The 18,520-nt window shown below is 67.2% G+C and carries 18 protein-coding genes; 10 read left to right on the top strand and 8 right to left on the bottom strand.

The genetic code is table 11. The features are described 5' to 3' along the window. Positions 1–154 precede the first annotated feature (154 nt). Positions 155–1,396 carry an SAM-dependent methyltransferase gene (locus FQV39_RS12850; protein ID WP_149130644.1) on the top strand — a complete coding sequence of 414 codons (1,242 nt, stop codon included), beginning with the start codon at positions 155–157 and terminating at the stop codon, positions 1,394–1,396. On the opposite strand, the gene FQV39_RS12845 is transcribed toward FQV39_RS12850, so the two are convergent. Beyond that, entirely contained in the window at positions 1,393–2,544 is a 1,152-nt protein-coding gene (locus FQV39_RS12845) for a citrate synthase family protein (protein ID WP_248313350.1), read from the bottom strand. The genes FQV39_RS12850 and FQV39_RS12845 overlap by 4 nt on opposite strands. Before the next feature lie 76 nt (positions 2,545–2,620). Between FQV39_RS12845 and FQV39_RS12840 the strand changes: the two genes are divergently transcribed. Then, complete coding sequence (locus tag FQV39_RS12840; protein ID WP_149130643.1) at positions 2,621–3,700, top strand: citrate synthase/methylcitrate synthase; 1,080 nt, start codon at positions 2,621–2,623, stop codon at positions 3,698–3,700. 204 nt (positions 3,701–3,904) lie between these two features. On the opposite strand, the gene FQV39_RS12835 is transcribed toward FQV39_RS12840, so the two are convergent. The 5 genes from FQV39_RS12835 to hutI all read right to left on the bottom strand — a co-directional run bounded on the left by FQV39_RS12835 (position 3,905) and on the right by hutI (position 9,786). After that, a complete protein-coding gene (locus tag FQV39_RS12835) occupies positions 3,905–4,471 on the bottom strand; it encodes a HutD/Ves family protein (protein ID WP_149130642.1) in 567 nt (188 codons plus the stop codon). Positions 4,472–4,620: 149 nt separating this feature from the next. After that, complete coding sequence (gene hutU, locus FQV39_RS12830) at positions 4,621–6,288, bottom strand: urocanate hydratase (protein WP_149130641.1); 1,668 nt, start codon at positions 6,286–6,288, stop codon at positions 4,621–4,623. After that, positions 6,285–7,094 carry an N-formylglutamate deformylase gene (gene hutG / locus FQV39_RS12825; protein WP_149130640.1) on the bottom strand — a complete coding sequence of 270 codons (810 nt, stop codon included), beginning with the start codon at positions 7,092–7,094 and terminating at the stop codon, positions 6,285–6,287. The genes hutU and hutG overlap by 4 nt, the downstream gene beginning before the upstream one ends. Beyond that, positions 7,091–8,623, bottom strand: a complete 1,533-nt coding sequence (gene hutH, locus FQV39_RS12820; RefSeq protein WP_149130639.1) for a histidine ammonia-lyase — start codon at positions 8,621–8,623, stop codon at positions 7,091–7,093. The genes hutG and hutH overlap by 4 nt, the downstream gene beginning before the upstream one ends. Continuing rightward, positions 8,620–9,786, bottom strand: a complete 1,167-nt coding sequence (gene hutI, locus FQV39_RS12815) for an imidazolonepropionase (protein WP_211201773.1) — start codon at positions 9,784–9,786, stop codon at positions 8,620–8,622. The genes hutH and hutI overlap by 4 nt, the downstream gene beginning before the upstream one ends. Positions 9,787–9,954: 168 nt before the next feature. Here hutI and FQV39_RS12810 point away from each other — a divergent pair, with 168 nt between their 5' ends. Both FQV39_RS12810 and FQV39_RS12805 read left to right on the top strand, forming a co-directional pair. Next, positions 9,955–11,322: a formimidoylglutamate deiminase gene (locus FQV39_RS12810; protein ID WP_248313349.1), complete on the top strand. Its 1,368-nt coding sequence runs from the start codon at positions 9,955–9,957 to the stop codon at positions 11,320–11,322. 8 nt (positions 11,323–11,330) lie between these two features. Further along, positions 11,331–12,080 (top strand): UTRA domain-containing protein, encoded by a 750-nt coding sequence (locus FQV39_RS12805; RefSeq protein WP_149130637.1) that lies wholly within the window; start codon positions 11,331–11,333, stop codon positions 12,078–12,080. Positions 12,081–12,254: 174 nt separating this feature from the next. On the opposite strand, the gene FQV39_RS12800 is transcribed toward FQV39_RS12805, so the two are convergent. Next, complete coding sequence (locus tag FQV39_RS12800) at positions 12,255–12,518, bottom strand: glycine zipper domain-containing protein (protein ID WP_149130636.1); 264 nt, start codon at positions 12,516–12,518, stop codon at positions 12,255–12,257. A gap of 242 nt (positions 12,519–12,760) precedes the next feature. On the opposite strand from FQV39_RS12800, the gene FQV39_RS12795 reads away from it, so the two are divergent. The 4 genes from FQV39_RS12795 to FQV39_RS12780 all read left to right on the top strand — a co-directional run bounded on the left by FQV39_RS12795 (position 12,761) and on the right by FQV39_RS12780 (position 15,952). Next, positions 12,761–13,141, top strand: a complete 381-nt coding sequence (locus FQV39_RS12795) for a PRC-barrel domain-containing protein (protein ID WP_149130635.1) — start codon at positions 12,761–12,763, stop codon at positions 13,139–13,141. Between the two features lie 271 nt (positions 13,142–13,412). Continuing rightward, positions 13,413–14,300, top strand: coding sequence for a transglutaminase-like domain-containing protein (locus FQV39_RS12790; RefSeq protein WP_149130634.1), 888 nt, complete (start codon positions 13,413–13,415; stop codon positions 14,298–14,300). A gap of 45 nt (positions 14,301–14,345) precedes the next feature. Beyond that, positions 14,346–15,251 (top strand): diacylglycerol/lipid kinase family protein, encoded by a 906-nt coding sequence (locus FQV39_RS12785; RefSeq protein WP_149130633.1) that lies wholly within the window; start codon positions 14,346–14,348, stop codon positions 15,249–15,251. A gap of 8 nt (positions 15,252–15,259) precedes the next feature. Beyond that, complete coding sequence (locus tag FQV39_RS12780; RefSeq protein ID WP_187640266.1) at positions 15,260–15,952, top strand: phosphatase PAP2 family protein; 693 nt, start codon at positions 15,260–15,262, stop codon at positions 15,950–15,952. A gap of 181 nt (positions 15,953–16,133) precedes the next feature. On the opposite strand, the gene FQV39_RS12775 is transcribed toward FQV39_RS12780, so the two are convergent. Then, positions 16,134–16,622, bottom strand: coding sequence for a pyridoxamine 5'-phosphate oxidase family protein (locus tag FQV39_RS12775; protein WP_187640265.1), 489 nt, complete (start codon positions 16,620–16,622; stop codon positions 16,134–16,136). Between the two features lie 148 nt (positions 16,623–16,770). On the opposite strand from FQV39_RS12775, the gene FQV39_RS33145 reads away from it, so the two are divergent. Both FQV39_RS33145 and FQV39_RS12770 read left to right on the top strand, forming a co-directional pair. Next, entirely contained in the window at positions 16,771–16,923 is a 153-nt protein-coding gene (locus FQV39_RS33145; RefSeq protein ID WP_187640264.1) for a hypothetical protein, read from the top strand. A gap of 120 nt (positions 16,924–17,043) precedes the next feature. Continuing rightward, on the top strand, positions 17,044–18,489 hold the full coding sequence (locus tag FQV39_RS12770) for an aldehyde dehydrogenase family protein (protein ID WP_149130630.1): 1,446 nt from the start codon (positions 17,044–17,046) through the stop codon (positions 18,487–18,489). The last annotated feature ends 31 nt before the right edge of the window (positions 18,490–18,520 follow it).

Raw genomic sequence — 18,520 nt, 5'->3', positions numbered from 1 at the left:
TCGCTTCGCTCGCAATGACACCGGCGCAGAACAAAATAGCCCTGCCTGCGTTGTCATGTCGCAGGCGAGTGTCTGCCTTGCGCCGAGGGGCGGTTACGACAACGATCGGACTTGCCATCTTTGAGCGAAAGGGGCGCTGCCGAAGGTGGGGCCAATGCGTTCGCTGATTGCCAGGATGTTGTCACGGCTCGCGGTCGAGCCACGTATCGATGTCGTTTTTCCCGATGGCACGCTTCAATCCATCGGACATGGCGCCGTGCCGCGTTTGCGCATGCGGATCGTGGATGCGCCGACGGAACTGAAACTCGCGCTCAATCCCGAGCTCGCCTTAGGCGAGGCGGTGATGGACGGGCGCGTCGTGGTCGAGCAGGGCTCGCTCTATGATCTGCTCGACGCGCTGGTCGCCGCCGTCCACAAGGCGCGCCCGAAGGGCTGGGGCAAGACGCTGGAGGGGCTGCGCACGGCTGTGCGCCGCTTCCAGCAGCACAACACACCAGCACTGGCGAAGCGCAATGTTGCACATCATTACGACCTGAAGAGCGATTTCTTCCGGCTCTTCCTCGACGAGGACATGCAGTACTCCTGCGCTTATTTCGCGCAGCCGCACATGACGCTCGCCGAAGCGCAGCTCGCCAAGAAGCGCCACATCATGGGCAAGCTCGATCTGCAGCCGGGCCAGCGCGTGCTCGATATCGGCTGCGGCTGGGGCGGCATGGCGCTGTCGATCGCCGGCGAGACGGGTGCTTCTGTTACCGGAATCACGCTCTCCGAGGAGCAACTCGCCATCGCCAGGCAGCGCGGCGCGGAAACCGGGCTGCCGGTCGAATTCCGGCTGCAGGATTATCGCCACCTGACCGAGCCCTTCGACCGCATCGTCTCTGTCGGCATGTTCGAGCATGTTGGCGTCGGCTTCTATCGCGATTACTTCCGCAAGATCCGCGAGTTGCTCAACGATGATGGCGTGGCGCTGATCCACACCATCGGCCGCTCGACGCCGCCGGGCGCGACCAACCCCTTCATCGCCAAGTACATCTTCCCCGGCGGTTATATCCCCGCCATGTCGGAGGTGGCGGCCGCGATCGAGCAGGAAGAGCTCGTCATCACCGATGTCGAGGTGCTGCGCATCCACTATGCCGAGACGCTGAAGGCCTGGCGCGAGAACTTCCTCGCCCGGCGCGACGAGGCGGTGGCGATGTATGACGAGCGCTTCGCCCGGATGTGGGAGTTCTACCTCGCCGCTTCCGAGGCGAGCTTCCGGCACGACGATCTGGTGGTGTTCCAGTTCCAGCTGGCCAAGAAGCTCGACGGCCTGCCGATCACGCGCGGTTATATCAAGGAGCGCGAGGATACGCTCGGGACAAGGCCGGCTGCGACGAAGGTTGCCGAGACGGCCTAGGCCGGTTCCGGGCCGACATAGCGGGCACGGGGCCGGATCAGCCGCCCCGTCTCGCTTTGCTCCAGCGCGTGGGCGATCCAGCCCGCGCAGCGCGCAGCGGCGAAGATCTGAAAAGGGACATCCGAGGCGAGCCCCAGCTCGGCGGCGATCGCTGTCAGCACGAAGTCGATGTTCGGTTCCTCGCCGGTCAGCGCGGTGACGGCTCGGCGAGCCTCCTCATAGGCTGGCGGCAGGGTGAACACCATGAGCAAGCCACGCGCCCGTGCATCGCCGTCCGGGTAGAGCGGATGGCCGAAGCCGGGCAGGGGCATGCCCGTTGCGAGGCGGGCAGCTATGGCCGCCTCCGCCCCATCCTCGGCGATTTCCCGCATCAGCCCGAGCACGCGCGGCGTCATGCCGCCATGCAGTGGCCCGGACAGCGTGGCGAGCCCAGCCAGGACACAGGCCGCGAGCGAGGCGCGCGTCGAGGCCGCGACCCGCACCGCGAAGGTCGAGGCGTTGAGTTCATGGTCGGCGAGCAGGACAAGCGCACGGCGGATCAGGTCGGCGCCGCGCGCATCGCAGCCCCAGGAGAGGGCCAGGCGGTGATGGATCGGGCCTTGGCCCGGCCGCCCGGCGATGGCATCGACCAACGCGTCGATGACGGATGCCGCCTCGAGATAGAGCGCCTTCTTCGTACGCCCCGCCATGGCCGGGTCGCTGGCGGCGCGCGCGGCGATCACCGCGAACATCCGCTGCCGGGCCGGCGCCTCCGGCACGATCGTGAACAGCGGCGGAAAGCGCTGCGAGCCGCAATCCCAGAGCAGCCGTGCCACATCCTCCAGCTTCGCCGTCTCGGCCAGCGTCTCGGCATCCTGCCCGCGATACCAGAGCTTGCCGCGCTGGATCGTGGCGATGCCCGAGGCGAGGATCGGCTCGCCGAAGGCAATCGCGTCCTCCGCGATCGTGGCGGGCTTGCGCCCCCGCGCCTTGCGATGCTCCAGCCGCGCCACATCCTCGGCCCGGTAGAGCCGGCGGCGCGAGTCGCCCGCATCGCCGCGTGCCTCGATCAGCCCGCGGCTGACATAGGCATAGAGCGTCTGCGGCTTCAGCCCGAGCCGCTGCATCACCTGTTGCGCCGTCAGCCAGTCGGTCATCGGAAAATACATTGATTATATTGTTCAAGATTGATTCTAGCGGCGAGGCTATCAATCTTCAAGGCCTCAGATGTTGAGGAGAACCGCCATGTCCGATGGCCTTGAAGATGTCGTTGCCGCCCATACCGTCCTCTCGGAAGTCGATGGCGCGGCCGGCCGGCTGGTGATGCGCGGCCACAGCCTCGATGAGCTGGCGGGGCACACCTCCTTCGAGGAGATGGCTGCGCTGATGCTGGACGGCTTCGTGCCGGACCTGCCCGCCACGAAGGATCTCCCGGCGGCGCTGGGCGCGGCACGAAAGCAGTTGTTCGAGACGGTCGTCGCGAAGGCGGTCGTGCCCGTGACACTCGGGCCGGTCGAGATGATCAGGGCGATGACCGCGCTTGTTCGCGACGGTGAGGATGCCGGCACGATCCTGCGGCTACTGGCGGCGCCTGCGGTCTTCACTGCCGCCTCCTTGCGTTTGCGGCAAGGGCTCGCGCCGGTCGCGCCCGATCCGTCGCTGTCGCAGGCGGCCGACACGCTGCACATGCTGCACGGCAAGGCGCCGACCAAGCAGCAGGCAGCTGCGCTCGACACCTATCTCGTCACGGTTGCCGATCACGGCCTCAACGCTTCGACCTTCGCAGCCCGCGTCGTCGCCTCGACCCGCGCCGGGCTGGTCTCGGCCGTGCTCGCCGGCATCAGCGCGCTGAAGGGGCCACTCCATGGTGGCGCGCCCGGCCCGGTCATCGAGATGCTCGATGCGATCGGCGCGCCGGCGAATGCTCGCGCCTGGCTGGAATCTGCGCTCGACCGCGGCGACAGGTTGATGGGCTTCGGCCACCGCATCTACCGCGTGCGCGACCCGCGCGCCGATGCGCTGAAGGGCGCGATCCGCCGGCTCGGCGCCGATAGCGGGCGTCTCGCATTGGCCGAGGCGGTGGAGCAGGCGGCGCTCGCCATCCTGCGCGAGCGCAAGCCGAATCGCACGCTGGAAACCAATGTCGAGTTCTACACGGCGCTCTTGCTGGAGGCGCTGGGCTTCACGCCGGATTCCTTCACCTGCGTCTTCGCACTTGGCCGCACCACGGGCTGGCTCGCCCATGCCAAGGAGCAGATCGCCGGCGGCCGGCTGATCCGGCCGCAATCGATCTATGTCGGCCCGCAGCCGCGGCAGGCGGCGTAGGTCGTGCCGTGCTTTCCTTCTCCCCTTGCGGGAGAAGGTGGCGCGGCGCGCAGCGCCGCGCCGGATGAGGGGTCTCGCGACATTTCCGAGGTCGGCGCCCTGCAAGCGCAAAACGGCGAGGGCGGCGCGACCCCTCACCCCAACCCTCTCCCGCAAGGGGAGAGGGGGCTGTCGCGCATGTCTCGGAACGCTGCGTCAGGTGGCTTATTCCGCAGGCGCCAACCGGATCGCGAAGAGTTCGCCGCCGAGCTCAGCCCGCAACCCGGCGGTGGTGGGTACCGGCAGGATCGCGCTGTCCCCGGCGGCCAGCGTCGTGCCGTTCACCTGCCAGTTTCCATGGCGCGCCACGAGAACCAGCAGCCCGCGCTCGGCCACGATCTCGTGCGGCCTGTCGCCGGACAGGCGCTCGACGCTGTGGCTCCAGGTGCCTCGCCGGCTCATCACGTTGAGATCGTCGATCGGCCCCTCGACCAGCATGCCGTCCACGGTCCGGTCGGCGGCGAAGAAGAAGGGCGCCGACGCCCGGTCGAGCGATACCGTCTCGCCGTCGCCGAAGGCGAGGCGGATGCCGTTGCCGCTCAGCACCGACAGGGTCCGGTCGATGCCGGGGAAGGACGAGAACGGCCCGTCCTGCCCGACATGGGCCATCGAGATACGCCAGTCGAAATGGCTGAGGGGAGCTCCCTCGGGAAACACCGCGATCTCGGTCGTGGTGCCGCCGCCGTTCTTCCACGGCATGACCTTGCATTCGGCGGCGCGGATGATGCGCATGTGCTCTGTCCCTCGACTAGAAGACGCGGGTCATCCCGGACAAGCCGCGTCAGCGGCGCAGATCCGGGATCCATGCCTGAACCGTTCCGGCATGGATCCCGGGTCTCCCTTCGGTCGCCCGGGATGACGCTGTAGAGCGGAAGTCTGGCTCAGCCCAGAATCCCCGGCAGGTTGAGCCCCTTCTCGCGGGCGCAGTCCAGCGCGATGTCGTAGCCGGCATCGGCATGGCGCATCACGCCGGTGGCCGGGTCGTTCCAGAGCACGCGCAAGAGGCGCGCCGCCGCGTCGTCCGTGCCATCGGCACAGATGACCACGCCCGAATGCTGCGAGAAGCCCATGCCGACACCGCCGCCATGATGCAGCGAGACCCAGGTCGCGCCCGAGGCCGTGTTGAGCAGGGCGTTGAGCAGCGGCCAATCGGAAACCGCGTCCGAGCCGTCCTTCATCGCCTCGGTCTCGCGGTTCGGCGAGGCGACCGAGCCGGAGTCGAGATGGTCGCGGCCGATCACGACGGGCGCCTTGAGCTCGCCGTTCTTGACCATCTCGTTGAAGGCGAGGCCGAGGCGGTGGCGATCGCCGAGACCGACCCAGCAGATGCGCGCCGGCAGGCCCTGGAACGAGATGCGCCCGCGCGCCATGTCGAGCCAGTTGTGCAGGTGCTTGTTGTCGGGCAGCAGCTCCTTCACCTTGGCGTCGGTCTTGTAGATGTCCTCCGGATCGCCGGACAGCGCCGCCCAGCGGAAGGGGCCGATGCCGCGGCAGAACAGCGGGCGGATATAGGCCGGCACGAAGCCGGGGAAGGCGAAGGCGTTCTCCAGCCCCTCTTCCTTGGCCATCTGGCGGATGTTGTTGCCGTAGTCGAAGGTGGGAATGCCCATCTCCTGGAAGGCGATCATCGCCTCGACATGCTCGCGCATCGAGGCGCGGGCCGCCTTCTCGACCGCCTTCGGATCGCCCTCGCGGCGTTGCTTCCACTCGCCCATGGTCCAGCCCTTCGGCAGGTAGCCGTTGACCGGGTCATGGGCCGAGGTCTGGTCGGTGACCATGTCGGGGCGGATGCCGCGGCGGACCATCTCGGGCAGGATCTCGGCGCAGTTGCCGAGCAGGCCGACCGACTTCGCCTCGCCGGCCTTGGTCCAGCGGGCGATCATCTCCATCGCCTCGTCCAGCGTTTCGGCCTTCTCGTCGAGATAGCGGGTGCGCAGGCGGAAATCGATCGAGTCGGGATTGCACTCGACCGCGAGGCAGGAGGCGCCGGCCATCACCGCCGCCAGCGGCTGCGCGCCGCCCATGCCGCCGAGGCCGCCGGTCAGGACCCATTTGCCCTTGAGGTTGCCGCCGTAATGCTGGCGCCCGGCCTCGACGAAGGTCTCGTAGGTGCCCTGCACGATGCCCTGGGTGCCGATATAGATCCAGGAACCGGCCGTCATCTGGCCGTACATCGCGAGCCCCTTCTTATCGAGCTCGTTGAAATGGTCCCAGTTCGCCCAGTGCGGCACGAGGTTGGAATTGGCGATCAGCACGCGCGGCGCATCCTTGTGCGTGCGGAACACGCCGACCGGCTTGCCGGACTGGACGAGCAGCGTCTCGTCCGCCTCGAGCTGGCGCAGCGCTGCGACGATGCGATCGAAATCCTCCCAGGAGCGGGCGGCCCGGCCGATGCCGCCATAGACGACAAGCTCATGCGGGTTCTCGGCGACGTTCGGGTCGAGATTGTTCATCAGCATGCGCAGCGGCGCTTCGGTCAGCCAGCTCTTGGCGGTGAGCTCGGTGCCGGTCGCGGCGCGGATGGTGCGGGTGTTGTCGAGGCGGGTCATGAACGGCTCCGTTCGAGAGTCCTGGCCGCGTCGAGGGCTGCGGCGATGATGGCTGACAAGGCGGTTTGGAGCGGGGCGGCCTTCGCCTCGTCGAAGGTCCAGGGCGCGGCCTCTTCGCCGAGATAGGCGGAGAGCGCGATTTCCATCTGGAGCGCATGCACGCGCTCGAAGGGGCGCCCGTAATGGCGCGTGATCCAGCCGCCCTTGAAGCGGCCATTGAGAACTTGCGTGAAGGGCTGGCTGGCCATGGCGGCGATGGCCGCGCCTTCGACGCTCGGCGCGCAGCTTTCGCCGGAGTTCGTGCCGAGGTTGAGCGTCGGCAGCGTGCCTTCAAACAGCCGCGGGATCACCGACTTGATCGAGTGACAGTCCCAGAGCACGCAATAGCCGTGTTCGGCCTGCACCCGCGCGATCTCGGCGGTGAGCGCCTGGTGATAGGGCTGGAAATAGGCTGCCTTGCGCCGCTCGATCTCCGCCGCGTCGGGCGCCATCTGCCAGATCGGCGCGCCGTCGAAGGTCGTGGTCGGCACGAGGTCGGTCGTCTCCTGGCCCGGATAGAGCGAGGCGCCGGCCGGGTCGCGGTTGAGATCGATGACGAAGCGCGAGAGCTGCGCCTCGACGATGGTGGGCTGGAAATGCGCGGCGAAATCGTAAAGCCGGCGCATATGCCAGTCGGTATCCTCGACCAGCCGGCCGCGCTCGTTCAGCGCTGCCGCGACCTCCGGCGGCAGCGCCGTGCCGGGATGCGGCATCGAGAGGATGAGCGGGGAGGAGCCCCGCGTGACCGAAATGATGTCGGCGCTCATGCGCGGCACTCCGCGAAGCTGTCGAGGCCGGCGGCCCGGCCGACGGCGCCGGACAGCACGAACTCGGTGGCCGCCGCGAGATCGGGGGCGAGGTAGCGGTCCTCGGTCAGCGGCGCGATCTTGCTGCGCAGCAGGGCGAGGACCGGCTCCAGCCGCGCGCTGGTCTTGAGCGGGCGGTGATGCTCGATCGCCTCCGCCGCCGCCATCAGCTCGACACCGATGACGCTCGCGGCGTTCTTCGCCATGTCGATGAGGCGGAAGGCGCCATGCGTCGCCATCGAGACATGGTCTTCCTGGTTGGCTGAAGTGGGTATGGTGTCGACAGAAGCAGGGTAAGCCTTCTGTTTGTTCTCGGAGGCGAGCGCCGCCGCCGTGACCTGCGCGATCATGAAGCCGGAATTCAGGCCGGCGTCACGGGCGAGGAAGGGCGGCAGACCGCTCATCACGGGGTCGACCAGCAGCGCCATGCGCCGCTCGGAGAGGTTGCCGATCTCGCAGACGCCGATCGCCAGCATGTCGGCGGCGAAGGCAACGGGCTCGGCGTGGAAATTGCCGCCCGAGACGATCTCGCCCGGCCCGAGCACCAGTGGATTGTCGGTGACCGCATTGGCCTCGATGCCGAGCGTGGCGGCGGCGTTGCCGATCAGGTCGCGCACCGCGCCCATCACCTGCGGCTGGCAGCGCAGGGAGTAGGGGTCCTGCACCTTGCTGTCGCCATGGCGGTGGCTCTCGCGGATCGCGCTGCCGGCGATCAGGTCGAGCAGGGTCTTGGCGACCTTGATCTGGCCGGGCTGGCCCCGGAGGTTCTGGATGCGCGGATCGAAGGGCGTGTCGGAGCCCTTGAGCGCATCGACCGAAAGCGCGCCGGCGACCAGCGCCGCGTCGAACACGCGGGCGATCGCGGCGAGCCCTGTCAGGGCTAGCGTGGTCGAGACCTGCGTGCCGTTGATCAGCGCGAGCCCTTCCTTGGCGCCGAGCGCGAGCGGGGCCTGGCCGATGCGCCTCAGCGCCTCCGCTGCCGGCAGGGTCTCGCCCTTCAGGCGGATCTCGCCGACACCCATCAGCGCGGCGGTCATATGGGCGAGCGGCGCGAGGTCGCCGGAGGCACCGACCGAGCCCTTGGCGGGGATGACCGGCAGGGCATCGGCCCTGAGCGCGCCGGTGAGCGCCTCGATCACCACCGGCCGCACGCCGGAGGCGCCGCGCGCCAGGCTTGCCGCCTTCATCGCGAGCAGCAGGCGCACCACGCCGTCGGGCAGGGCAGGGCCGGTGCCGACTGCATGCGACAGGATGAGGTTGCGCTGCAGCGTGGCGAGATCGGCATCGGCGATGCGCACGCTCGCGAGCTTGCCGAAGCCGGTGTTGACGCCATAGGTCACCGTGCCGGCGGCGACGATCTCCTCGACGATCTTCTGCCCGGAGGCGATGGAGGTGGCGCTGTCGCCGGCGAGGCCGGCCGTGGCGCCGTCGAGGATGGTGCGCCAATCGGTGAGATGGGCTGCGCCCGGGTTTAGCGAAACCGTGGTCATTGTCCGTTCCAGATGCGGGTGTGAAGCGGGTTGAAGCCGATGCGGTAGGCGAGTTCGGCCGGGCGTTCGATGTCCCAGATCGCGAGGTCGCAGCGCTTGCCCGTTTCCAACGTGCCGACCTCGTTCTGGAGGCCGAGCGCCGTGGCGGCATGGCGGGTGAGACCGGCCAGCGCCTCCTCGGGCGTCATGCGGAAGAGCGTGCAGGCCATGTTGAGCACCAGCAGCGGCGAGGTCAGCGGCGAGGAGCCGGGATTGGCGTCAGTCGCCAGCGCAATCGCGACGCCGTGCTTGCGCATCAGTTCGATGGGCGGCTTCTGCGTTTCGCGCAGGAAATAGAAGGCGCCGGGCAGCACGACCGCGACCGTCCCGGCCTTGGCCATGGCAATCACGCCGGCCTCGTCGAGATATTCGAGATGATCAGCGGAGAGCGCTCCCATCTCGGCCGCGAGCTTGGCGCCGTAGAGATTGGAGAGCTGCTCGGCATGGACCTTGATCGCGAGGCCCTTGGCCTTGGCGGCGCTGAAGACGGCCTTCGTCTCCTCCGGCGAGAAGGCGATGCCTTCGCAGAAGACGTCGACCGCATCGGCGAGCCCTTCGGCTGCAACGGCATCGAGAATCGGCCCGGCGACGAGCGCGGTGTAATCTCCTGAGCGGCCCTTGTACTCCGGCGGCACGGCATGGGCGCCGAGGAAGGTGGTGCGAACCGTCACCGGCCGCTCGCGGCCGATCCGGCGCGCGACGTGCAGCTGCTTCAGCTCCGCCTGCTGCTCAAGACCATAGCCGGATTTGATTTCGACGGTAGTGACGCCCTCAGCCATCAGTGCGGCGAGGCGCCGGTCGGCCGAGGCGAAGAGCGCATCCTCGCTCGCCTCGCGCGTCGCCTTGACGGTGGAGAGGATGCCGCCGCCGGCGCGCGCGATCTCCTCATAGGTCGCACCCTGCAATCTCAGCTCGAACTCATGCGCCCGGTCGCCGCCATAGACGAGATGGGTGTGGCAATCGATCAGGCCGGGGGTGATCCAGCGGCCCTGGCAATCGATCGTTTCGCCGGCCTGGAAGGCGGGAGCCTCGCTGCGCGGCCCGGCATAGACAATGCGCCCGTCGCGGGCGGCGATCGCGCTGTCCTCGATCGCACCGTAGGGAGCGCTTGCACCCGGCGCCATCGTCGCCAGTCGCGCATGCGTCCAAAGCCTGTCGCAGACCAGCGTTTCATCCGCTGCCTTCGTCACCCCTCGCCCTCCCGCTATGCTTTCACTCCGGATATGCTATCTAATTGCATATGCAAATTGCAAGTGCTATTTGCATATGCAATTAAACGATGGAGCGAAGCGGTGACCGAGACCCTGCATCTGGCCGAGGCTCTTCTGCCCGAAGGCTTTGCCAGCAATGTGAAACTGACGCTGGAGCAGGGCGTCATCACCGCCATCGAGACCGATGCGTTGCCGAGCGCGGGTGACCGGAGCTTCGCCAGCATCGCCTTGCCCGGCATGCCGAACCTGCACAGCCACGCCTTCCAGCGCGGCATGGCGGGGCTCTCCGAGCGCCGCGGCGCGCCGGAGGATTCCTTCTGGACCTGGCGCGAGGTGATGTATCGCTTCCTCGACCGGCTCGATCCGGAGGATGTGCAGGCCATCGCGGCGCAGGCCTTCGTCGAGATGCTGGAGGGCGGCTTCACTGCGCTCGCCGAGTTCCATTATCTCCACCACGACAAGGACGGGCGTCCTTACGCGAACATCGCTGCCATGGGGCAGGCGATCGCCGCCGCCGCCGAGGAAACCGGGCTCGGCCTCACCCTGCTGCCGGTGCTCTACCGCTTCGGCAATTTCGGGCAGGCGCCTTCGGTCCACGGCCAGCGTCGCTTCGTCAATGACCGCGATGCCTATCAGCGCCTGCTGGAGGGAAGCGCGGCGGCGATCCGCAATCTGCCGGATGCGCGGCTTGGCGTGGCTCCGCACTCGCTGCGCGCGGTCGCGCTCGACGACCTCGGCTGGGTGGCGTCGCTGCGTCCCGACAATCCGGTCCATATCCATGTCGCCGAGCAGGTGCCCGAGGTCGAGGCCAGCCTGAAGATCACCGGCAAGCGGCCGGTCGAGCTGCTGATGCAGACGATCCCGCTCGACCAGCGCTGGTGCCTGATCCATGCGACGCATCTGAGCGACGCCGAGCGTGACGGCATCGCCCGCAGCGGCGCTGTGGCGGGCCTGTGCCCGATCACCGAATCCAGCCTTGGCGACGGCATCTTCGATGGCATCCGTTATCGCGAGGCTGGCGGCGCCTTCGGGGTCGGCAGCGATTCCAACATTCAGATCGATGCCGGCGCCGAACTGCGCCAGCTCGAATATTCGCAGCGCCTGCGCGATCGCCGCCGTGCTCTTTTTGCGGAGGAGGAGGCTTCGACCGGCCTGGCGCTCTGGCAGGCCGCCTGCGCCGGTGGTGCGCAAGCCTGCGGCCGGGCGATCGGTAGGATCGCGGTGGGCCATCGCGCCGATTTCGTCACGCTCGACACCGATCACCCGGCCATCGTCGGCAAGACCGGCGCGGAGGCGGTCGACAGCGCGATCTTCGCCGCCAACGCCCTGCCTTTGCGCGACGTCGTCGTCGGTGGCAGGAGGGTGGTGGCCGATGGGCGGCATGTCGCCCGCGATTCGGTGCGCGCCCGCTTCGCCGTCGTGATGCGGCGCCTGCTCTCTGCGGCATAGGACACAGGATGACGGAGACCCGGCTCGACGCGGTGAAACTGGATGGCGCCGGGCCGGTCTATGACCAGATCCGGCGCGCGATCCGCGATCTGGTGGTCAGCGGAGAATGGCCGCCGGGCACCAGTGTGCCGCCGGAGCACGCCTTGATGGAGCAGCTCCGCGCCTCGCGGATGACGGTGCACCGCGCGCTGGTACAGCTTGCCCGCGAAGGCCTCATCATCCGCCGCCGCCGCTCGGGCACCATCGTCGCCAGCCCCCCGGCGAGCCACGCTATGCTCGACATCCTCTCGATCCCGGAGGAGGTGGAGCAGCTCGGTCAGAGCTATGCGTATGACGTTCTTTCACGCAGCGACGGCCGGCCCGCCCCGGAAGTCGCAGAGCGCTTCGGCCTGAAGCGTTCGGACAAGGTGGCTCATCTCGTCGTGCTGCATCGCGCCGACGGCAAGCCGCATGTGCTGGAAGAACGCGTCATCCACGCCGCTGCCGTGTCCGGCCTCGCTGAGGAAGACTTCGCGCAGACCCCGCCCGGCGACTGGTTGCTCAGGCACAGTCTCTGGTCACAGGCCGAGCACGCGATCAGCGCTGTCGGGGCTGGCGAGGAGGAAGCCGGCCTGCTCGACGTTGCGGTTGGTGAGCCCTGCCTGCTGGTCGAGCGCCGGACCTGGAACCAGTTGAAGCCGGTCACAGCCGTGCGGCTGCTCTATCCCGGTTTCCGTCACCGTTTCGTCGGACGCTTCGGCCCTTACGGGCAGGTCTGACGCGGCAAGCCAGGCCGCATGAAAAAGGCCCGCCGGATCGGCGAGCCTTCCCTAGAGCATTTTCGAGCGAAGTGGATACCGGTTCGCGTGAAGAAAATGCGACAAAACAAAAACTTGGAGCATTTTCGCGATTCGGAGAAACGCGGAAATGTTCTAGATCCGCTGATGCTCGCCTCAGCAGGCGTAGCGCACGCGCCGGCCCCACTCGTCGCGGCCGTAGCAGATCTGATCCGGCGTGGCGGCGGAACCGATGATGGCCCCGCTGGCGCCGCCGATGGCCGCACCGGCCAAAGCACCGCCGGCCCGGCCCGTCGCTGCGCCGCCGATGAGGGCGCCCGCGCCCGCGCCGATAAGAGCGCCAGTACCTGCATTCTGTTCACGCGCGGTGCAGGCGCCCAGGGCGGCTGCGAGGCCCACGATGATCATGAACTTCTTCATGCCGACTGTTCTCCTCTTCACAAAACGGCGATGTCGCTCGCAGTCCGAAACCCGCCATGCCGGCGAAGGTTCCCGATGCGAGGCGCAACCTCCATTCACATGACGAAAGAGCCGGAAATGTGATGCCGGAAGATTGCACAAAAAGGCTCTGAAAAAGCTGGAACCTTTGGCTTCCGCAGGACGTTGAGGAGACGAGTTTCCGGCGCTGCAGCGACGCGCCCCTGACATATGGAGGAACCGACATGGCGACGTCCACCACGTCCATCACCACTGCCAATCCCTTGATTGCGGGCGCCCGCGTTGCCGGAACAGACGTCTACAACGCGGCGGGCGAGCACCTCGGCGAGATCTACGACGTGATGCTCGACAAGCAGACCGGCAAGGTCGCCTACGCCATCATGTCTTTTGGCGGCTTCCTCGGACTCGGCGAGAAGTACCATCCGATTCCGTGGAGCGTTCTCGACTACGATCCGCAACGCGGCGGCTACGTCGTGCCTCTGACCAAGGAGAAGCTCGAAGCTGCGCCGATGTACGACAGCGAGGGCGAGCCCGACTGGGAGGACAAGGCTTACGGCAAGCGTGTCCACGACTACTACGGCACGATGCCCTACTGGATGATGTAGCGGCTGCCAGACGCAGGTCGCGGCGGTTGCTATCCCCCCAGCCGAACCGCCGTGGCGGCGGGATGCGGGCCGAAAGGCCCGCATCTTCTTTTTTGGGGCTGGCTTGCGCGCTCCCGCAGGCGGCGAAGGTGTGAAAGGCGCGGCACTTTTTCTCTGGCTGGGGGAACCGGAGGGCGCCTTCGCGCGTCTGCTCGATGGGGAGCACGAGACTCGGGTGAGCTACCGCGGCACAGCCGCGAGGCGCCCGTCCCTCACATCAGGAGACAGCGAGATGCGCATCCGTTACGGCTATCGGATCGAGTTGGTTTGCGCGCGTGAGATGCCCCTCGTCACATTGCTCGATGTCCACCCCTCGCGCCGCCATGATCTGACGATGCCTGACGACATGCGGGTGAGCGCGTTGGCCAATCCGTTGCTCCCGATCGCTGTCGCGCAGCATCTCGACGCCTTCGGCAATATCTGCCGGCGCATGGTGGCGCCTCCCGGCGGCATCCGCCTTGAATCGGAGGGGGTCGTGCACGATTCGGGCGAGCCCGATTGTATCCATCCGGCGGCGCGCGAGGTTGCTCCCTCACGTCTGCCCGACGAGGCGCTCGTTTATCTGCTCGGCAGCCGCTATTGCGAAACCGACAAGCTCTTCGACCAGGCCTGGGCGCTGTTCGGGCAGGTCGCGCCGGGCTGGCCGCGCGTCCAGGCGATCGTCGATTTCGTCCATAATCACCTGACCTTCGGCTATCATTTCGCCCGCAATACGCGCACGGCCGCCGAGGCCTTCGAGGAGCGGATCGGCGTCTGCCGTGATTTCGCGCATCTCGCCATCGCCCTGTGCCGCTGCATGAACATCCCGGCACGCTATTGCAATGGCTATCTCGGCGACATCGGCGTGCCGCCGGATCCGGCGCCGATGGACTTCAATGCCTGGTTCGAGGTTTTCCTGGGCGGTCGCTGGTACACCTTCGATGCTCGCCACAACGAGCCGCGCATCGGCCGCATCGTCATCGCCCGCGGACGTGACGCGACCGATACCGCGATGATCTGTTCCTTCGGCATGCATACTCTGCAGCGCTTCGAGGTGATCACCGAAGAAGTCTCGGACACGCCCATGCCGTTGGCCCCGTCGCTGCCCGCGCAGTTCGATGCGCGCCCGGCGGCGGCGTGAGCCCGCCCTTGCACCGTTCCGGGGGGCACCTATCTTGGGCTCCAGATGCGCCACACCGTTGTCGTCAACGCCCGCGCGGGGGCTGTGCTGGAAGCCGGTGCCGATGCTTTTGCGGCTCGCATCGAGGCTGCCTTCAAGGCCCATAGCTGTCATGCGGAAGTGAAGCTGGTCCGGCCGCGCGAGATCGGCAGCGCCTTGTCGCTGGCGATCGAGAAGGACAGGACGATACCGGTCCTGGCCGGCGGCGATGGCACCATCAACGGCGCGTTGCCTGTGCTGATTCAGGCCGACCGCCCGGTCGGTATCCTGCCGATGGGAACCGTCAACGTGCTGGGACGTGATCTCGGCCTGTTCGGTCCGCTCGAACAGCAGGTCGAGGCGCTTTGCCATGGCGAGCCGGTTGCGGTGGATGTCGGCCGCGTCAACGACCGGCTGTTCCACTCCATCTCCGGCATGGGGTTCTTCAGCCTGATGGCGCGCGAGCGCGAATATGCCCGGCGCCGCTTCCCGTTCAGCCGTGTTGCCGCCTTCGGTATCGCCGCGACGCGCTCGATCCTGTTCACCCGCCCGATCACCGTCGAGATCGCCGTCGGCAATCAAAGCCAGGTCCTCGAGGCGGATGCCGTGCTGGTCACCGTCAATCGTTTCAACGGCGCCGAATGGCGGCGCGATCGTCTCGATGGCGGCGTCTTCGAGGTGCATGTGCTGAATGCGGGTGGCCTCTATTCGCGCAGCAAGGCGGCCTTGTCCGTCGCTTCCGGCCTCTGGCGTTCTTCCCGGAATCTGAGCTCCTTCACGGGCAATGCCGTGACGCTTTCCCGGCGCGACAAGCGGCGCGGGCACATCACCTTCGACGGCGAGGTCGAGCGCAAGGCAGGGCCATTGATCTATGGCTTGCTACCCAAGGCCCTGACCGTCATTGCCTCTCGCCCGACCAGCTTCTGGAGTTGAACGCGGCCATGTCTGAGCCTGTGCACGCCCTGAGCCGGGCGTCGGCGCCTTGGTGGCAACCGCGCGTTCTCGCGCCGGTTGCCGCAGCGCTGGCCTTTGTGGCGCTTGCTGCCTTCATCGCCTCGGGACACAGTTTCGCCTTCGATACCAGGCTGGTCCTGCTGTTCCGCGATCCTGCCAATCCCGCCGTTCCGATCGGCCCGACCTGGTTTCAGGAGGCGGTGCGGGACATGACCGCGCTCGGCAGTTTCGTCGGTCTGTTCTTCATGGCGACGACGGCAACGCTGGCGCTCTGGCTCTGTGGCTATCGTCACCTTGCCGTGGGCCTCGTCGCCAGTCTGCTCGCGGCAGTGCTGGTCAGCAGTGGCTTGAAGATAGCGATCGGGCGCGAGCGGCCCGACATCGTCGCCCATACGGCGCTGACTTTCACCGCCAGCTTTCCGAGCGGGCATGCCTTCCTTTCGGCGCTGACCCTGCTCAGCATCGCCGGCTTCGTCGGCCTTGCCTCGCGGCGGGACGACATCAAGCGCCTGTGCATCGTGCTCGCCTGGGTGATGATCGTGTTGATCGGCCTCAGCCGCATCTATCTCGGCGTCCACTGGCCGACCGACGTCATCGGCGGCTGGTGCCTCGGCATCGCCTGGTCGAGCGTCGCCGTAACCTGGTTCGGGCGGAGGATGGCGGCCTCTGATCCGGCCTGAGGCGGCAGAATCGGCTTAGAGCAACGCTTAGTCCCTCCGGCCCTCATCCTGAGGAGGCCCGAAGGGCCGTCTCGAAGGATGTTCCAGCTATCTCCTGAGCCTCATGGAGCATCCTTCGAGACGCCATTCCTGACGGAATGGCTCCTCAGGATGAGGGCTCAGTGAATTTTCAAACGGTCTTTCAGCGCATGTCGATGGTGGCGTTGACGCCGAGATCGGGCGTGCGGCCTAGAATCTTCGCCGTCGCCAGCTTGAAAGCGACCAGCACGCTGCTCGAAGGGCCGTCCCAGATCTCGGCCGAGATCGGTGTCAGCGCCAGCAGCGTGGCGTCGGGATCGTCCGGCCCGTTGGGGAACCAGGCGCTCGCCAGGGGGGTCCAGATCTCGCGCAGCTCGTCCCGGCTGGGCACTTCCGAAGCCGAGCAGGAGATGGCGACGTAGAAGTTCCGGTTCTCATGGCTGATCGCGATGGAGACGGAAGGGGAGCGCAGCGCCTCTCCGATGATGCCGGTATGGCGATGGCTGATGAAGAGCAGCCGGTGGTGGTCGCGGTCGAGATGTCCCGACATCGGCCGTGTCTTGATATGGCCCTCGGCGAGCAGCGAAACCATGTAGACCGGATGCGCGGCGAGCGCCGTCCAGATCCGCTCCTGCTGTTCCGTCTCGTGCATCGTTCGCTCCAGCTCGCGCGATCTTCTCATGGCTCGCGCCGAATGAGAACGCTCTTGGCGGTGGAACGTTCCGCGCTCGCGGAACTTTGAGCGGGCCGCAGGCGTTGCCAGGGCGCCGCGGTTGCGGCCGCTTCTTCAAGGATGCTTCATGCTCGCTTCGCGCAATCTTCTGGTCATTCTCATTGTCGTGCTGGTCGCCGCCCTCGCCGTGACCGGCTACTTGCTCTACCAGGAAAAGAAGCAGCCGGACGGCGTCGAAATCGCGGTCGGCAAGAACGGACTGTCGATCAGGGAGAAGTAGGTCACCGCCGGCGTGCGGCTGGCGATGCGATCAGCGGATGCCTCCTTGACGGAGCGGCATTGGCCTTCCCGCTCCAAAGACGCTAACACCCTCCCACGAACCTGTTCGTGGGAGAGAAAGATGAACGCGCCCTTCAAGAACCTGATCGCCGGCGAATGGGCTGGCGGGGCCAATGCCTCGCGCAACATCAACCCCTCCAACACCAACGATGTCGTCGGCGAGTACGCGCAAGGCTCGGTCGAGGACCTCAACAATGCCGTCGCCGCCGCCAAGGCCGCCTTCCCGGCCTGGAGCCGCTCCACGCCGCAGGAGCGCTACGAGATTCTGAAGAAGGCCTCCGACGAGATCCTCGCCCGCAAGGACGAGCTCGGCCGCCTGCTCTCGCGCGAGGAGGGCAAGACCCTGCCCGAGGGCATCGGCGAGGCAACCCGCGCCGGCCAGGTCTTCGCCTTCTTCGCTGGCGAATGCCTGCGGCTGGGCGGCGAGATGATCCCCTCGGTGCGCCCCGGCGTCGGCGTCGAGGTGACGCGCGAGCCGCTCGGCATCATCGGCATGATCACGCCGTGGAATTTCCCGATCGCGATCCCGGCCTGGAAGATCGCGCCCGCGCTCGCCTGGGGCAATTGCGTTGTCATCAAGCCGGCCGATCTCGTGCCCGGCTCGGCCTGGGCGCTCACCGACATCCTCCAGCGCGCCGGCCTGCCCAAGGGCGCGCTCAATCTCGTCATGGGCCGCGGCTCGGTCGTCGGCCAGGCGCTGCTCGAGCACAAGGACGTGCAGGCGATCTCCTTCACCGGCTCGGTCGCGACCGGCCGCAAGGTCGCGGCCGCCTGCATCGCCTCCAGCCCGATGAAGAAGGTTCAGCTCGAAATGGGTGGCAAGAACCCGCTCGTCGTGCTGGATGACGCCGACCTCAAGACGGCGGTGGAAGTCGCGGTCAACGGCGCCTTCTTCTCGACCGGCCAGCGCTGCACCGCCTCGTCGCGCCTGATCGTCCAGGCCGGCATCCACGACAAGTTCGTCGAGGCCTGCATCGAGCGGCTGAAGGGGCTCAATGTCGACGATGCGCTGAAGAGCGGCAGCCATATCGGCCCGGTGGTCGATCAGGGCCAGCTCGACCAGGACCTGAAATACATCCAGATCGCCAAGGATGAGGGCGGCAAGCTGGCCTTCGGCGGCGAGCTTTTGAAGCGCGAGACGCCCGGCTTCTATCTGCAGCCGGCGCTCTTCACCGAGACCACCAACGCCATGCGCATCTCGCGCGAGGAGGTCTTCGGCCCGGTCGCCAACATCGTCCGCGTCAAGGACTATGACGAGGCGCTCAGCGTGGCCAACGACACCGAGTTCGGCCTCTCCTCGGGCATCTGCACGACCTCGCTCAAGCATGCGACGCATTTCAAGCGCAACAGCGAGGCCGGCATGGTGATGGTCAATCTGCCGACGGCGGGCGTCGATTATCACGTGCCCTTCGGCGGCCGGAAGGGCTCGAGCTACGGCCCGCGCGAGCAGGGCGCCTACGCCAAGGAGTTCTACACCACCGTCAAGACCGCCTATACCTTGGCGTGACCGCCGGAACAGGGCGCTGTCGCAGCGGTTG

The sequence above is a fragment of the Bosea sp. F3-2 genome, assembly GCF_008253865.1.
Taxonomy (GTDB): Bacteria; Pseudomonadota; Alphaproteobacteria; order Rhizobiales; family Beijerinckiaceae; genus Allobosea.
Note: the sequence above shows the minus strand (reverse complement) of the source record. Positions and strands in the feature narration are given on the sequence as shown.

Excerpts from the sequence above, each read along its gene's own strand:
- FQV39_RS12850 (WP_149130644.1), top strand. The coding sequence starts at position 155 with ATGCGTTCGCTGATTGCCAGGATGTTGTCACGGCTCGCGGTCGAGCCA.
- FQV39_RS12805 (WP_149130637.1), top strand. The coding sequence starts at position 11,331 with ATGACGGAGACCCGGCTCGACGCGGTGAAACTGGATGGCGCCGGGCCG.
- hutI (WP_211201773.1), bottom strand. The coding sequence starts at position 9,786 with ATGGCGCCGGGTGCAAGCGCTCCCTACGGTGCGATCGAGGACAGCGCG.
- FQV39_RS12785 (WP_149130633.1), top strand. The coding sequence starts at position 14,346 with ATGCGCCACACCGTTGTCGTCAACGCCCGCGCGGGGGCTGTGCTGGAA.
- FQV39_RS12800 (WP_149130636.1), bottom strand. The coding sequence starts at position 12,518 with ATGAAGAAGTTCATGATCATCGTGGGCCTCGCAGCCGCCCTGGGCGCC.
- FQV39_RS12775 (WP_187640265.1), bottom strand. The coding sequence starts at position 16,622 with ATGCACGAGACGGAACAGCAGGAGCGGATCTGGACGGCGCTCGCCGCG.
- FQV39_RS12780 (WP_187640266.1), top strand. The coding sequence starts at position 15,260 with ATGTCTGAGCCTGTGCACGCCCTGAGCCGGGCGTCGGCGCCTTGGTGG.
- FQV39_RS12795 (WP_149130635.1), top strand. The coding sequence starts at position 12,761 with ATGGCGACGTCCACCACGTCCATCACCACTGCCAATCCCTTGATTGCG.
- FQV39_RS12845 (WP_248313350.1), bottom strand. The coding sequence starts at position 2,544 with ATGTATTTTCCGATGACCGACTGGCTGACGGCGCAACAGGTGATGCAG.
- FQV39_RS12790 (WP_149130634.1), top strand. The coding sequence starts at position 13,413 with ATGCGCATCCGTTACGGCTATCGGATCGAGTTGGTTTGCGCGCGTGAG.
- FQV39_RS12835 (WP_149130642.1), bottom strand. The coding sequence starts at position 4,471 with ATGCGCATCATCCGCGCCGCCGAATGCAAGGTCATGCCGTGGAAGAAC.
- FQV39_RS12840 (WP_149130643.1), top strand. The coding sequence starts at position 2,621 with ATGTCCGATGGCCTTGAAGATGTCGTTGCCGCCCATACCGTCCTCTCG.
- hutG (WP_149130640.1), bottom strand. The coding sequence starts at position 7,094 with ATGAGCGCCGACATCATTTCGGTCACGCGGGGCTCCTCCCCGCTCATC.
- FQV39_RS12770 (WP_149130630.1), top strand. The coding sequence starts at position 17,044 with ATGAACGCGCCCTTCAAGAACCTGATCGCCGGCGAATGGGCTGGCGGG.
- hutU (WP_149130641.1), bottom strand. The coding sequence starts at position 6,288 with ATGACCCGCCTCGACAACACCCGCACCATCCGCGCCGCGACCGGCACC.
- hutH (WP_149130639.1), bottom strand. The coding sequence starts at position 8,623 with ATGACCACGGTTTCGCTAAACCCGGGCGCAGCCCATCTCACCGATTGG.
- FQV39_RS33145 (WP_187640264.1), top strand. The coding sequence starts at position 16,771 with ATGCTCGCTTCGCGCAATCTTCTGGTCATTCTCATTGTCGTGCTGGTC.